General features: G+C 55.2%; 13 protein-coding genes and 1 other RNA gene. 4 read left to right on the top strand and 10 right to left on the bottom strand.

Annotated features, from left to right (window positions below):
- Window positions 1-24: 24 nt before the first annotated feature.
- The 7 genes from gcvP to ACS603_RS14885 all read right to left on the bottom strand — a co-directional run bounded on the left by gcvP (window position 25) and on the right by ACS603_RS14885 (window position 9,219).
- A complete protein-coding gene (gcvP, locus tag ACS603_RS14915) occupies window positions 25-2,898 on the bottom strand; it encodes an aminomethyl-transferring glycine dehydrogenase (protein WP_182062348.1) in 2,874 nt (957 codons plus the stop codon).
- A 70-nt stretch (window positions 2,899-2,968) separates the two neighbouring features.
- Entirely contained in the window at window positions 2,969-3,358 is a 390-nt protein-coding gene (gene gcvH / locus ACS603_RS14910; RefSeq protein WP_166717536.1) for a glycine cleavage system protein GcvH, read from the bottom strand.
- A 23-nt stretch (window positions 3,359-3,381) separates the two neighbouring features.
- Complete coding sequence (gene gcvT, locus ACS603_RS14905) at window positions 3,382-4,476, bottom strand: glycine cleavage system aminomethyltransferase GcvT (RefSeq protein ID WP_315686725.1); 1,095 nt, start codon at window positions 4,474-4,476, stop codon at window positions 3,382-3,384.
- Between the two features lie 429 nt (window positions 4,477-4,905).
- Window positions 4,906-6,108 (bottom strand): FAD-dependent 2-octaprenylphenol hydroxylase, encoded by a 1,203-nt coding sequence (gene ubiI, locus ACS603_RS14900; protein ID WP_182062350.1) that lies wholly within the window; start codon window positions 6,106-6,108, stop codon window positions 4,906-4,908.
- Between the two features lie 12 nt (window positions 6,109-6,120).
- Window positions 6,121-7,299 carry a 2-octaprenyl-6-methoxyphenyl hydroxylase gene (ubiH, locus tag ACS603_RS14895; RefSeq protein WP_474944503.1) on the bottom strand — a complete coding sequence of 393 codons (1,179 nt, stop codon included), beginning with the start codon at window positions 7,297-7,299 and terminating at the stop codon, window positions 6,121-6,123.
- Complete coding sequence (pepP, locus tag ACS603_RS14890; protein WP_182063461.1) at window positions 7,296-8,609, bottom strand: Xaa-Pro aminopeptidase; 1,314 nt, start codon at window positions 8,607-8,609, stop codon at window positions 7,296-7,298. The genes ubiH and pepP overlap by 4 nt, the downstream gene beginning before the upstream one ends.
- Window positions 8,610-8,640: 31 nt before the next feature.
- Entirely contained in the window at window positions 8,641-9,219 is a 579-nt protein-coding gene (locus tag ACS603_RS14885) for a YecA/YgfB family protein (protein WP_182062352.1), read from the bottom strand.
- 167 nt (window positions 9,220-9,386) lie between these two features.
- Here ACS603_RS14885 and zapA point away from each other — a divergent pair, with 167 nt between their 5' ends.
- The 3 genes from zapA to ACS603_RS14870 all read left to right on the top strand — a co-directional run bounded on the left by zapA (window position 9,387) and on the right by ACS603_RS14870 (window position 10,562).
- Window positions 9,387-9,716: a cell division protein ZapA gene (gene zapA, locus ACS603_RS14880; protein ID WP_014071673.1), complete on the top strand. Its 330-nt coding sequence runs from the start codon at window positions 9,387-9,389 to the stop codon at window positions 9,714-9,716.
- Between the two features lie 41 nt (window positions 9,717-9,757).
- A non-coding RNA gene (gene ssrS, locus ACS603_RS14875) (6S RNA) lies at window positions 9,758-9,941 on the top strand.
- Between the two features lie 24 nt (window positions 9,942-9,965).
- A complete protein-coding gene (locus ACS603_RS14870) occupies window positions 9,966-10,562 on the top strand; it encodes a 5-formyltetrahydrofolate cyclo-ligase (protein ID WP_315686729.1) in 597 nt (198 codons plus the stop codon).
- A gap of 96 nt (window positions 10,563-10,658) precedes the next feature.
- On the opposite strand, the gene serA is transcribed toward ACS603_RS14870, so the two are convergent.
- Complete coding sequence (serA, locus tag ACS603_RS14865; protein WP_182062355.1) at window positions 10,659-11,891, bottom strand: phosphoglycerate dehydrogenase; 1,233 nt, start codon at window positions 11,889-11,891, stop codon at window positions 10,659-10,661.
- Between the two features lie 266 nt (window positions 11,892-12,157).
- Window positions 12,158-12,817, bottom strand: a complete 660-nt coding sequence (gene rpiA, locus ACS603_RS14860) for a ribose-5-phosphate isomerase RpiA (protein WP_014071676.1) — start codon at window positions 12,815-12,817, stop codon at window positions 12,158-12,160.
- Between the two features lie 189 nt (window positions 12,818-13,006).
- Here rpiA and argP point away from each other — a divergent pair, with 189 nt between their 5' ends.
- Complete coding sequence (gene argP / locus ACS603_RS14855; RefSeq protein ID WP_003860089.1) at window positions 13,007-13,900, top strand: DNA-binding transcriptional regulator ArgP; 894 nt, start codon at window positions 13,007-13,009, stop codon at window positions 13,898-13,900.
- Between the two features lie 45 nt (window positions 13,901-13,945).
- Here the strand turns inward: argP and ACS603_RS14850 are convergent, their stop codons facing one another.
- A complete protein-coding gene (locus ACS603_RS14850) occupies window positions 13,946-14,668 on the bottom strand; it encodes an oxidative stress defense protein (protein WP_182063462.1) in 723 nt (240 codons plus the stop codon).
- Between the last annotated feature and the right edge of the window lie 53 nt (window positions 14,669-14,721).

The following is a 14,721-nucleotide window of genomic DNA, read 5'->3' as shown; positions in this document are numbered from 1 at the left end:
GCCTACGTTACTACACCACGACTGTTACTGGTATTCGCTCATCGGCACGCAGGAGCAGAACAGATTACGGTCACCGTAAACGTCATCAAGACGCTTCACGGTCGGCCAGTATTTGTTCGCCACGCCAGCCGGGAAGACGGCCAGCTCACGGGTGTAGCTGTGGTTCCACTCAGCCACCAGCTCGTGCTGGGTGTGTGGCGCGTGAACCAGTGGGTTGTCTTCCAGCGTCCATTCGCCGTCCAGCACGCGATCGATCTCCATGCGGATCGCCAGCATCGCATCAATAAAGCGGTCCAGCTCAGCTTTGCTCTCGGATTCCGTTGGCTCCACCATCAGCGTACCCGCTACCGGGAACGACATTGTTGGGGCGTGGAATCCGTAGTCGATCAGACGTTTGGCGATGTCCAGTTCGCTGATGCCGCTTTGCTCTTTCAGCGGACGAATATCCAGAATACATTCGTGTGCCACACGGCCATCGCGGCCAGTATAGAGCACCGGGAAGGCAGACTTCAGGCGAGTCGCAATGTAGTTGGCATTCAGAATAGCCACCTGGCTTGCCTGCTTCAGCCCTTCCGCACCCATCATGCGGATATACATCCAGCTGATAGGCAGGATAGAGGCGCTACCAAACGGTGCCGCAGATACCGCACCCTGACGGGTCAACATGCCTTCAATCTGCACAACGCTGTGGCCAGGAACAAACGGTGCCAGATGCGCTTTCACACCGATTGGCCCCATACCCGGACCGCCACCGCCGTGTGGAATGCAGAAGGTTTTGTGCAGGTTCAGGTGCGACACATCGGCGCCGATAAAGCCCGGAGAGGTAATGCCAACCTGGGCGTTCATGTTGGCACCATCGAGGTATACCTGGCCGCCAAACTGATGCACCACTTCGCACACTTCACGGATAGTCTCTTCGTACACGCCGTGGGTGGACGGGTAAGTCACCATGATGCAGGAGAGCTTATCGCCCGCCTGTTCTGCTTTTGCACGCAGGTCAGCCAGGTCGATGTTACCGTTCTTATCGCAAGCCACAACGACCACTTCCATCCCTGCCATCTGTGCAGATGCCGGGTTAGTACCGTGAGCAGAGCTTGGGATCAGGCAGATATCGCGATGCCCTTCGTTGCGGCTTTCGTGATAGTGGCGGATCGCCAGCAGACCTGCATATTCACCCTGTGCGCCGGAGTTCGGCTGCATACAGAGTGCATCGTAACCGGTCAGTTTCACCAGCCAGTCAGAAAGCTGGTTGATCATCAGGTGATAGCCTTCTGCCTGCTCTGGCGGGCAGAACGGGTGCAGTTCAGAGAACTCAGGCCAGGTGATTGGGATCATCTCAGCCGCAGCGTTCAGCTTCATGGTGCAAGAGCCCAGCGGGATCATCGCCTGATTGAGCGCCAGATCTTTGCGTTCCAGAGAGTGCATATAACGCATCATCTCGGTTTCGCTGTGATAGCGATTGAACACCGGGTGCGCCAGGATGGCATCGTCACGCAGCATGGATGGCTGGATGGAACGGCTGTCATGGGCCACATCTTTATCCAGTGAGTCAACATCCAGGCCGTGCGCGTCACCCAGCAGCACGTTAAACAGGTTCAGGATATCTTCACGCGCGGTGCTTTCATCCAGTGTAATACCCACTGCGTTGTGAATATCGCTGCGCAGGTTAATTTCTGCTGCATCAGCGCGCGCGAGAACGGCCGCTTTGTCTGCCACTTCAACACACAGGGTGTCAAAGTAGTGAGCGTGGCGCAGCTTGAGGCCTTTTTGTTGCAGGCCGCAGGCCAGAATATCCGCCAGACGATGAATTCGGCTGGCAATACGCTTCAGGCCAGCCGGGCCGTGGAAGACGGCATACAGGCTGGCAATGTTTGCCAGCAAGACCTGCGAGGTACAAATGTTGGAGTTCGCTTTCTCGCGGCGGATGTGCTGCTCACGAGTCTGCATCGCCATACGCAGTGCGGTGTTACCAGCAGCATCTTTCGATACCCCGATAATACGGCCAGGCATAGAGCGTTTGAATTCATCTTTCGCGGCGAAGAATGCCGCGTGCGGGCCACCGTAGCCCATCGGTACGCCAAAGCGTTGTGCAGAGCCGAACACAATATCCGCGCCCTGTTTGCCCGGTGCTGTCAGCAATACCAGCGCCATAAAGTCAGCGGCGACGCTCACTACCACTTTGCGGGTTTTTAACTCGGCAATTAGCGGGCTGTAGTCGTGAACTTCACCGGTAGTGCCTACCTGTTGCAGCAGCACACCGAAGACGTCCTGGTGATCCAGCACTTTGTCTGCATCATCAACAATCACGTCAAAACCGAAGGTTTCCGCACGGGTGCGTACCACGTCCAGTGTTTGCGGGTGAACGTCTGCCGCCACGAAGAAGCGGTTGGCATTTTTGAGCTTGCTGACACGTTTGGCCATCGCCATGGCTTCTGCCGCAGCGGTCGCTTCATCCAGCAGAGACGCGGAAGCGATATCCAGGCCAGTCAGATCCAGCGTGACCTGCTGGAAGTTCAGCAGCGCTTCCAGACGGCCCTGAGACACTTCAGGCTGATAAGGGGTGTAAGCGGTGTACCAGCCTGGGTTTTCCAGCATATTGCGCAGGATAACCGGCGGTAACTGCACGTTGGTATAGCCCATGCCAATGTAAGACTTGTAGCGCTTGTTCAGGCCGGCAATGGCCTTCAGCTCCGCCAGTGCGGCGAATTCTGTGGTGGCTTCACCTACCTGCGGCGGTGTTGCAAGCTGGATGTCTTTTGGCACTATCTGGCCGATCAGTGCGTTTAATGAATCCGCGCCAACCGTGTTCAGCATCTCCTGCTGTTGCTGAGCATCCGGCCCAATGTGACGTTCAATAAAAGCGCCACGGTTTTCAAGCTGGCTTAAAGTCTGTGTCATGAGCGATGGTTCCTGAAACGTGCAGTGAATGTGTTTTCTCCCTCTCCCCAAAGGGGAGAGGGATAATGGCTTACTCGTCTTCTAACAGGGCTTCGTACGCGGTCGCATCCAGCAGGGCGGCAACTTCCGCTTCGTCGCTGGCTTTAATTTTAAAGATCCAGCCGCCTTCATATGGTTCGCTGTTCACCAGCTCCGGGGAGTCGCTCAGTGCATCGTTCACGGCCACGATTTCGCCGCTGACGGGAGCATAGATGTCGGATGCCGCTTTAACAGATTCCGCAACCGCGCAATCGTCACCTGCGCCTACGGTCGCGCCCACTTCTGGCAGATCAACAAACACCATATCCCCCAGCAGCTCTTGCGCGTGCTCGGTGATCCCTACGGTGTAAGTGCCGTCCGCCTCTTTGCGCAGCCACTCGTGTTCTTTGCTGTATTTCAGTTCTGCTGGCACATTGCTCATTGAATTTCTCCTGATAAAAATGATTAGGCGACCGGCTTACCGGCGCGAACAAAAATCGGTTTGGTCACATTGACCGGCATTTCGCGGTTGCGGATTTGCACCACCGCCGTTTCGCCAATTCCCGCCGGTACACGTGCCAGTGCAATACTGTAGCCCAGAGTCGGGGAGAAGGTACCGCTGGTGATAACACCTTCGAGGTGATTGCCGTTAGCATCGGTGAAACGTACCGGCAGTTCGCCGCGCAGCACGCCTTTTTCGGTCATCACCAGGCCGACAAGCTGTTCGGTGCCTTGTTCACGCTGAATTTCCAGTGCTTCACGACCAATGAATTCACGGTCTGCGGGCTCCCACGCAATGGTCCAGCCCATGTTGGCTGCCAGCGGAGACACACTTTCATCCATTTCCTGCCCGTAGAGGTTCATCCCGGCTTCAAGACGCAGCGTATCGCGCGCACCCAGACCCGCCGGCTTAACACCCGCTTCTACCAGCGCACGCCAGAAATCAGCGGCTTTCTCATTCGGCATGGCAATTTCGTAGCCCGCTTCACCGGTATAGCCGGTGGTCGCGATAAACAGATCACCTGCCTGCACGCCGAAGAACGGCTTCATCCCTTCAGTCGCTTTACGTTGCTCATCGCTAAACAGAGAAGCGGCTTTTGCCTGTGCGTTCGGTCCCTGTACGGCGATCAACGACAGATCGTCACGAACAGTGATATCTACAGAGAAAGGTTCAGCGTGTTGGGAAATCCAGGAGAGGTCTTTTTCGCGGGTGGCGGAGTTTACAACGAGGCGGAAGAAATCTTCAGTGAAGTAATAAACAATCAGGTCATCTATCACACCGCCGGAAGCATTGAGCATCCCGGTGTAGAGCGCTTTGCCTGGGGTCTTTAGTTTTGCGACGTCGTTTGCCAGCAGATAACGCAAAAACTCCCGGGTGCGGCTACCGCGCAGGTCGACAATGGTCATATGGGACACGTCGAACATGCCGGCATCGGTGCGCACCGCATGATGCTCATCAATCTGTGAGCCGTAGTGCAGCGGCATCATCCAGCCATGGAAGTCCACCATGCGCGCGCCGCATAACACGTGTTGATCGTACAAAGGAGTCTGTTGAGCCATCTTTTCCTCGTTGAATAAGCAGGGCTATCTTGCGTTTCATGCGCCCAAAATCGCCACGAAACCTGGCGTCGGCATCGCCTTACGGATGTCGACGCAAACGTTCTCTTTGACCTGAAGTTACCACCGAAATGGGTGATTAACCATAAGGCAAAGCGGGTCATCACATTAGCTTATGACTAAAAACCGCTAAAAAGCCTACAGAGTTATTCACTGGTAAAATGCGATTAACCCCGCATAAAATTAACATCACACCAACATGATTTAGCACATGGTGATATTTCATGCGGAAAAATGGGCTGAATTTCCGTAACATAAAAAACGTAAGATTAGATAATCTAATGCGAAAAATGGCGTGGAATTAGAATATTTCAAACGAGGGAATTTCCCCGGCGCAGAAGCCGGGAAAATAAAGTGTGACGGGGGTCAATACTATTGGAGCCAGTCGGGAAGATCGTTAAGGCCCATCGCCTGACGCAGGAGTTGCGGTTTTACACCCGGGAGGGTGTCGGCCAGTTTCAGGCCAATATCACGCAGCAGTTTTTTGGCCGGGTTTGCGCCAGCGAACAGCTCGCGAAAGCCCTGCATGCCTGCCAGCATCATCGCGGCACTGTGCTTGCGGCTACGTTCGTAGCGACGAAGGTATAAATGCTGACCAAAATCTTTGCCTTCACGGTGCAGACGACGCAGCTCATCAACCAGCTCAGCGGCATCCATAAAGCCCAGATTAACCCCCTGCCCGGCCAGCGGATGTATGGTATGCGCGGCATCTCCTACCAGAGCCAGACGGTGCGCCGCGAACTGACGCGCATAGCGTCCGGTAAGCGGGAAGACCTGCCGTTCGCTTTCAAGGGTGCACAACCCCAGACGATTATCAAAGGCAACGCACAGCGCCTGGTTAAATTCTTCAGGCGTGGCTTCCTGCATCCGTTGCGCTTTTTCCGGCACCAGCGACCAGACAATGGAACAGAGGTGCGGGTCGGCAAGCGGCAGAAATGCCAGAATACCGTCATTATGGAAAATCTGACGCGCCACGCCGCCGTGTGGCTCTGCGGTTCGGATCGTGGCCACAAGCGCGTGATGACGATAGTCCCAGAAGGTCAGCGGAATATCTGCTTTATTACGCAGCCAGGAGTTTGCGCCGTCGGCCCCTACTACCAGCCGCGCGGTGAGCATATCGCCGCTTTGCAGGGTAATGAATGCCTCATTTTCGCCCCAGGCCACCTGCTGGATTTGCGCGGGCGCCATAAGCGTGACATCGCTACAGCGCTGGGCTTTTTGCCACAGCGCGTGGTGGATAACTGCATTCTCAATAATATGGCCCAGATGGCTGTACCCCATGCTTTCGTCATCAAAAGCAATATGGCCAAAGCTGTCTTTGTCCCACACTTCCATTCCGTGATAGCAACTGGCGCGGTGCGCGACAATATCCGACCACACGCCCAGGTGAGTCAGTAGTTTTTCGCTGGCGGCATTGATGGCCGACACACGTAATTCTGGCTGCGCATCCTGTGCAACGGGCTGAGGCAGTTTTTGCTCAAGCACGGCCACACGCAGGCCGCTACCCTGTAAACCACAGGCCAGCGCCAGCCCGACCATTCCGCCGCCGACAATGGCGACATCAACATTCTGCACGGTGATAACTCCTTAACGAGCGACCCAACCAAGAGTCCTCTGCGCCAGCACATCACGTGCCGGGATAAATAATTCCATCGCCATCAGCCCGAGGTTGCGCCCGGCAACCAGCGGTGCCCAGCGATTAGCAAACAGATGCACCAGGCCATCCGTGACACCGATTGTGGCTTCTTTATCGGCATGACGGCGCTTCTGATAATGGCTAAGCACCGAATATGCGCCACAATCTTTTTGTTCACCCCACGCCTGCGCCAGCGATTCCGCCAGGCTCATGACATCACGCAGGCCCAGATTAAACCCCTGACCTGCAATCGGGTGCAGGGTTTGCGCGGCATTCCCCACCAGCGCAACGCGATGGGAAATGGACTGGGACGCCGTCGTCAGCGACAGCGGATAAACAGATCGTTTCCCCGCATGGGTGATGCGCCCAAGCCGCCAGCCGAAGGCCTTTTGCAGTTCAGTGCAAAAGCGCTCATCGCTCCAGGACAGCACTTCATCCGCCCTGTCTTGCGGATGGCACCACACCAGCGAACAGCGATCCTCCGCCATGGGCAGCATCGCCAGCGGGCCATGCTGCGTAAAACGCTCAAACGCACGCCCGTGATGCTCGCTCTGTGTAGAGACATTCGCAATGACCGCCACCTGCCCATAAGGCTGGGTGCGCCATTCCACGCCACACTGTGTGCCCAGCGCAGAACGGGAACCATCAGCCGCAACCAGCAGCTGGCCTTCAAGTGTCGTGCCATCGTCGAGCGTGACGTTAACGGCATCTTCGCTGCGGCTAAAACTTGCCACGCGCGCCGGGCAGTGTAGCGTCACGCCGGGTGCGTCCTGTAACAAGCGGAACAGGCGGAGCCCAACGTCATGCAGCTCAACAACCTGGCCCAGCGCGTCGATGCGATAATCCTGTGCATCAAGGGTAACAAACCCCGCATGACCGCGATCGCTGACGTGCACTGTTTCAATGGCAGTCGCACAGTCGGCGATAGCCTGCCAGATACCAATGCGCGCTAACTGCTGGCAGGTGCCTTGTGCCAGCGCAATTGCGCGGGCATCAAAACCAGGATGTTCGGTGGTTTGAGGTGCGACAGCTTCAATCAGATGAACCGGAAGCTGCCCCTGCGTTAAATGAGATATTGCCAGAGCCAGCGTGGCTCCTGTCATGCCGCCGCCAACGATAATCACGCTCATACGCGTGCCGCTGCCATCAGCGCCTCAATGTCGTCGGCATTTTTCACAACAGAGGCAGTCAGGTTTTCATTGCCGGTTTCGGTGATGACAATGTCATCTTCAATACGAATGCCAATCCCGCGGTACTCTGGTGGGACATCCGCGTCCGGGGCGATGTACAGCCCGGGTTCAACGGTTAATACCATGCCTGGTTCCAGCACGCGCGAACGTTCAGAACCATAGGCACCCACGTCATGAACATCCAGCCCCAGCCAGTGACTCAGGCCATGCATAAAGTACGGACGATGGGCATTTTCGGTGATCAGGGTATCAACTTCGCCTTTCAGGATGCCAAGACGCACCAGACCGGTAATCATTATCCGCACGACAGCACCGGTGACTTCCTGAATCGAGGTGCCCGGACGATAGAGTGTCAGCGCCGTTTCCAGTGATTCAAGAACAATGTCATAAATCGCACGCTGTGCAGGCGTGAATTTGCCGTTTACCGGGAAAGTACGGGTGATGTCCCCTGCATAGCCCTGATATTCGCAACCGGCGTCAATCAGCACCAGGTCGCCCTTACGCAGTTCACTTTCGTTCTCGGTGTAGTGCAGGATGCAGCCGTTTTCCCCGCCACCCACAATGGTGTTGTAGGACGGATAGCGCGCGCCGTGGCGGGTAAATTCGTGGTGGATCTCGCCTTCGAGCTGGTATTCAAACATCCCGGGACGGCACTTCTCCATCGCGCGGGTATGCGCCAGAGCGCTGATTTCACCTGCACGGCGTAGCACGTCAAGTTCTTCTTCAGACTTGAAGAGACGCATCTCGTGGACCACCGGGCGCCAGTCCGTAAGCGTAGCTGGCGCAGCTAAGTTCTGGCGCGAACCCTTACGCAGCTTATCCAGCGCGTTGAAGACAATCTCATCGGCCCAGGCATATTCACCCTGGGCGTGGTACAGCACGTCCAGGCCGTTAAGCAACTGGTAAAGCTGCTGGTTGATTTCGCTAAACGCCAGGGCGCGATCGACACCAAGCTTTGCAGGCGCGGCCTCCTGGCCTAAGCGACGGCCAAACCAGATTTCGGCGGTTAAATCCCGCACGCGGTTGAAAAGCACGCTGTGGTTGTGGGTGTCATTGCTCTTTATCAGTACCAGTACTGCTTCAGGCTCGTTAAACCCGGTGAAGTACCAGAAATCGCTACTCTGGCGATAGGGGTATTCGCTGTCGGCGCTGCGCGTCACTTCAGGAGCTGCAAAAATTAACGCAGCGCTTCCTGGCTGCATTTTTGCCAGCAGCGCCTGACGACGGCGAGAATACTCTTGATTCGAGATAACCATGACACCCTCCTGTGCGTTATTTTTCTTAATGTAAGGTTGGCTTGCGCACTTCCGGCGCGGTTGGCTGCGAGCGCGTAAAGGTGTCGTGGCACAGCAGCGCCGCAACGCGAACGTACTCAATAATCTCTTCGAGGGACATTTCCAGCTCTTCCTGGTCTTCCTCTTCGTCATAGCCAAGCTGTGCGATGTTGCGCAGATCGTCGATAGCTTCACCCGCTTCGCCGGTCACTTTATCGAGCTTAGGCTGTGTCACGCCAAGACCCAGCAGATAGTGGTTTACCCAACCGGCGAGCGCATCGGCGCGTTCGAAGACGCTAACGTCGTCGCCTTCAGGCAGATAAAGCTGAAAAAGGAAGCCGTCATCTTCCAGAGAATCGCTGGTTGCGGAGTGCATTTTACGCAGCGCTTCAGCCAGCTCGTGACCAAACGCCAGCCCCTCGTTCGTCAGGTCATGAACCAGCGGCTGCCATGAGCTGTCGCTGTTTCCGCCACACAGCATCCCGGCGATCAGACCGTGCATTTCGGCAGGGGTTAAACCCACTCCCTGCTGGTTCAGTAACTGGTTTAATTCGTTGTAACCAGGCATTTCGTTCTGTATAGACATATGCATTCGTCATCAAAGGGAGAAGATTCATGGTATGCTACCACTTTGGACCCTGGTGATACCAGAAAAGGGCTTGTATCTTCACATCAGGGTAGCTATAGTGTCGCCCCTTCGCGGCCCCCGGGGCAGTAAGCGAAGGCAGCGCAGTCAATCAGCAGGAAGGTGGCATGTCTGCACAACCCGTCGATCTCCAGATTTTTGGCCGTTCACTGCGAGTGAATTGTCCACCTGAACAAAGGGATGCTTTGAATCAGGCTGCGGACGATTTGAATCAGCGGTTGCAAGATCTAAAAGAACGCACTAGAGTCACAAATACTGAGCAGCTGGTCTTCATCGCCGCGTTGAACATCAGCTATGAATTGACTCAGGAAAAAGCAAAGACCCGCGATTACGCGGCGAGCATGGAGCAACGCATTAAAATGCTCCAGCAGACCATAGAACAGGCATTGCTTGATCAAGGTCGCACTCCCGAAAGACCAGGACCAAAGTTTGAATAACACTTCTCAGTTGACTATGGTAGAGTAACTGGGAAGACAAAATTTCTCTGAGATGTTCGCAAGCGGGCCAGTCCCCTGAGCCGATATTTCATACCACAAGAATGTGGCGCTCCATGGTTGGTGAGCATGCTCGGTCCGTCCGAGAAGCCTTAAAACTATGACGACACATTCACCTTGAACCAAGGGTTCAAGGGTTACAGCCTGCGGCGGCATCTCGGAGATTCCCTCTCTCTTCTTCTACCGACTACCATGACTCTACTTTCTGAAGTTTCTGCCTCACGCCAGGACATCCGTCAGTTAATCCGTAAACGCCGTCGTGCGTTAACCTCCGAACAGCAAACGCATTTCGCCCAGCAGGCCGCCGCACGCATGATGGCATACCCGCCGGTTGTGATGGCACATACGGTCGCCCTGTTTCTGTCGTTTGATGGCGAACTGGATACCCAGCCGCTTATCGAACAGCTTTGGCGCGCCGGGAAAAAGGTTTACCTGCCGGTGCTGCATCCGTTTAGCGAGGGGAACCTGCTGTTCCTGAACTACCATCCACACAGTGACCTGGTAGTCAATCGCCTGAAAATCACCGAACCGAAACTGGACGTGCGCGACGTGCTCCCACTTGCGGATCTGGATGTGCTGGTGACCCCACTGGTAGCGTTCGATGAACAAGGTCAGCGCCTGGGAATGGGGGGCGGCTTTTACGACAGAACGCTGCAAAACTGGCAGCAGTATGGATTGCAGCCGGTGGGCTATGCGCATGATTGTCAGGGCGTGGAGGCGTTGCCGGTGGAGAAATGGGATGTGCCGTTGCCTGCGGTGGTGACGCCCAGTAAAACCTGGACCTGGTAGAATAAAGCCGGGTGGCGCTTACGCTTACCCGGCCTACAAAACCTCAACGTAGGTCGGGTAAGGCGCAGCCGCCACCCGACACTACAAACCGCACGATCAGTAAAGCAGACGCGCGCGGATAGTCCCCGGGAGCGCCTTCATGCTCAGCAGCGCCTTCTCGGCCACATCTTCATCCGCTTCAATATCAATAACCACGTAACCCATCTGAGAGTTGGTTTGCAGATACTGTGCAGCAATGTTGACGCCCTGCTCAGCGAAGATCTGGTTAATTGCGGTCAACACGCCTGGGCGGTTTTCGTGAATGTGCAGCAGACGGCGGCCACCGTGCAGCGGCAGAGACACTTCCGGGAAATTCACCGCAGAAAGCGTTGAGCCGTTGTCGGAGTATTTGCTCAGTTTGCCCGCCACTTCCAGGCCGATGTTCTCCTGCGCTTCCTGAGTTGAACCACCGATGTGCGGCGTCAGGATCACGTTATCGAACTCGCACAGCGGAGATGTAAACGGATCGCTGTTGGTTGCAGGCTCGGTCGGGAATACGTCGATTGCCGCCCCTGCCAGATGCTTACGCTTCAGTGCATCACACAGTGCCGGGATGTCGACAACGGTGCCGCGCGCGGCGTTGATCAGCAGTGAACCAGGCTTCATCAGCGCCAGCTCTTCTGCACCCATCATGTTTTTCGTGGACGCATTTTCCGGCACATGCAGGCTCACGACATCACTCATGTTCAGCAGGTCAGACAGGTGTTGAACCTGGGTAGCATTCCCCAGCGGCAGCTTGCTTTCGATATCGTAGAAGAAGACGTTCATACCGAGGGATTCAGCAAGAATACCCAGCTGCGTACCGATATGGCCGTAACCGATGATACCCAGTTTTTTGCCACGCGCTTCGAAAGAGCCGGACGCCAGTTTATTCCACACGCCGCGGTGTGCTTTGGCGTTCGCTTCAGGAATACCGCGCAGCAGCAGCAGCAGTTCGCCAATCACCAGCTCCGCAACAGAACGGGTGTTAGAGAACGGGGCGTTAAAGACAGGAATACCGCGCTTTGCAGCTGCATTCAGGTCAACCTGGTTGGTGCCGATGCAGAAGCAACCAATGGCCACCAGCTTTTCCGCCGCAGCGATAACGTCTTCAGTCAGGTGAGTACGGGATCGCAGGCCAATGAAGTGGGCATCACGGATGGACGCTTTCAGCTCTTCAGTATCCAGCGCGCCTTTGTGAAATTCGATGTTGGTGTAGCCTGCTGCACGAAGGTTATCGAGTGCTTTTTGGTGCACGCCTTCTACTAGCAGGAATTTAATCTTGTCTTTCTCCAGTGATACCTTTGCCATTTCCCCGACCCTGTTTTTGTCTGAACTGATGTTGTGCTGGATTTGAATCCGCTGTAGCCAACATATCAAAAAAAACTATTGCAGCAATATGAACGTTTGCGTCGGCACTCTGAAGAAAAGTCATACAGGGCAAAATGGCAGAGGAAAATGCTGTATAAGTTTACGAAAGTGGCAGGATCGGCAAAAGAGGTACAAAAACGTGACACAAGTCACCGAATTTAGCTTTTCAAAAATTTTTTAGCGGGGGGAGACTTCCCCCCGTCAGATCATTTTACGATGGTTTTCACGCCGTCAGCCGTACCGATCAGCGCAACATCCGCGCCACGGTTGGCAAATAACCCTACGGTGACTACGCCTGGAAGGCCATTAATGGCATTTTCCAGGGCAATGGCATCCAGAATTTCCAGACCGTGCACATCCAGGATCACGTTACCGTTGTCAGTCACAACACCCTGACGGTATTCCGGGCGGCCACCCAGCTTCACCAGTTCGCGCGCCACTGCGCTGCGCGCCATAGGGATCACTTCTACCGGCAGCGGGAATTTACCCAGGATATCAACCTGCTTAGAGGCATCCGCGATACAGATAAATTTATCCGCAACAGAAGCGATGATCTTCTCACGCGTCAGCGCTGCGCCGCCGCCTTTGATCATCTGCATGTGGCCGTTGATCTCATCAGCGCCATCAACGTAGATCCCCAGGCGATCCACTTCGTTCAGGTCAAAAACGGTAATGCCAAGGCTTTTCAGCTTTTCCGTGGAAGCATCGGAGCTGGATACTGCGCCCTCGATCTGCCCTTTCATCGTGCCCAGCGCATCGATAAAGTGCGCCGCCGTAGAGCCCGTGCCGACACCAACAATTGTTCCTGGTTGCACGTACTGGAGAGCGGCCCATCCTACTGCTTTTTTCAGTTCATCCTGCGTCATGATCTTTTTGCCTGTGGTGTGAAAACTCAGGGCGCATTATAGAACACGTAAGCAGGAAATGTCCCTGTGACCACCATCACATAACCGCGCAAAGCCCTGACAGATCCGATGTGGGTGCATTTCGTCTGTATCAAACGTAAATTTGTGTCATAGTGCTGAATAAGCACATTTCAGGAGTAAGCCAGAGCAATGAAACGTCCGGACTACAGAACACTACAGGCACTTGATGCGGTTATTCGTGAACGAGGTTTTGAGCGCGCGGCGCAAAAGCTGTGCATCACTCAATCCGCCGTATCACAACGTATCAAACAGCTTGAAAACATGTTCGGGCAGCCGCTGCTGGTGCGTACCGTACCCCCTCGCCCAACGGAACAAGGTCAAAAGCTCCTTGCCCTGTTGCGCCAGGTTGAACTGCTGGAAGATGAATGGCTGGGTGACGAACAGACCGGCTCCACGCCACTGCTGCTGTCGCTGGCGGTGAACGCCGACAGCCTGGCAACCTGGCTGCTGCCCGCCCTTGCCCCGGTACTGGCCGACTCCCCTATTCGCCTGAATTTACAGGTAGAAGATGAAACCCGTACCCAGGAACGCCTGCGCCGCGGCGAAGTGGTGGGTGCCGTCAGTATTCAGCCGCAAGCGCTGCCAAGCTGCCTTGTGGATCAGCTCGGTGCGCTGGATTACCTGTTTGTGGGTTCGAAGGCTTTCGCAGAACGCTATTTCCCGAATGGCGTTACCCGTGCAGCGCTGCTTAAAGCCCCTGCCGTTGCGTTCGACCATCTCGATGATATGCATCAGGCCTTCCTGCAACAAAACTTCGACCTGCCGCCTGGCAGCGTGCCGTGCCACATTGTGAACTCATCTGAAGCCTTTGTGCAGCTTGCGCGTCAGGGAACTACCTGCTGCATGATCCCGCATCTGCAAATTGAGAAAGAGTTAAAAAGCGGTGAGCTTATCGATTTAACGCCGGGGCTGTACCAGCGCCGGATGCTCTACTGGCATCGTTTTGCACCCGAAAGCCGCATGATGCGCAACGTGACAGATGCACTGCTGGCATTTGGGCATAAGGTATTAAGACAGGATTAAAAAGAAAAAGCCGGGTGGCGGCTACGCCTTACCCGGCCTACTGGTTTACTGAGCGGATTTTTGAGCGGGTTCCAGCTCAAACACCACATCAACCTGATCGTCGAACTGGATAGTCGGCTGCTCGTAAGTTTCCTGAGCAGAAACCGGCGCAGCATCGGCCTTCATCATCCGAACCATCGGGCTTGGCTGGTAGTTAGAGACGTGGTAACGCACGCTATACACCGGGCCGAGTTTGCTGTTAAAGCCTGAAGCCAGCTGCTGCGCCTGATGGATTGCATCATCAATGGCCGCTTTGCGCGCTTCGTCTTTGTATTTTTCAGGTTGCGCAACGCCCAGTGAGACAGAACGAATTTCGTTCAGCCCCGCTTTCAGCGCGCCATCCAGTAATGAATTGAGCTTATCGAGCTGGCGCAGCGTGACCTCAACGGTACGCACCGCGCGATAGCCTTTCAGAATACTTTTGCCGTTCTGGTAGTCGTAATCAGGCTGAGTGCGCAGGTTTGCGGAGTTGATATCCTTTTTCGCGACACCATTCTGTTCGAGGAAGGAGAGATATTGCGCAACACGATCGTCTGCCTGTTTTTTGGCAGAAGCGGCATCTTTTGCGGCCACATTCACTTCGATTGCCAGCGTTGCCACATCCGGGACGGCATCCACACTTGCCGTGCCTGAAGTCACAATGTGCGGGCCAGCAGGCAATTCATTCGCCTGAACCGACACCGCGCCTAAACTTACTAATGCCGCCAGGGCCATCACTTTAAACTTCACTGTCATTCCTCCATGTTGCGAAGAGTGCCCTATCAACAGAGCACATGCCAGCA

The organism is Enterobacter sp. Li2LvB3 (assembly GCF_056156645.1).
The sequence above is the reverse complement of the archived record's forward strand: the minus strand, read 5'-3'. Positions and strand labels throughout refer to the sequence as shown.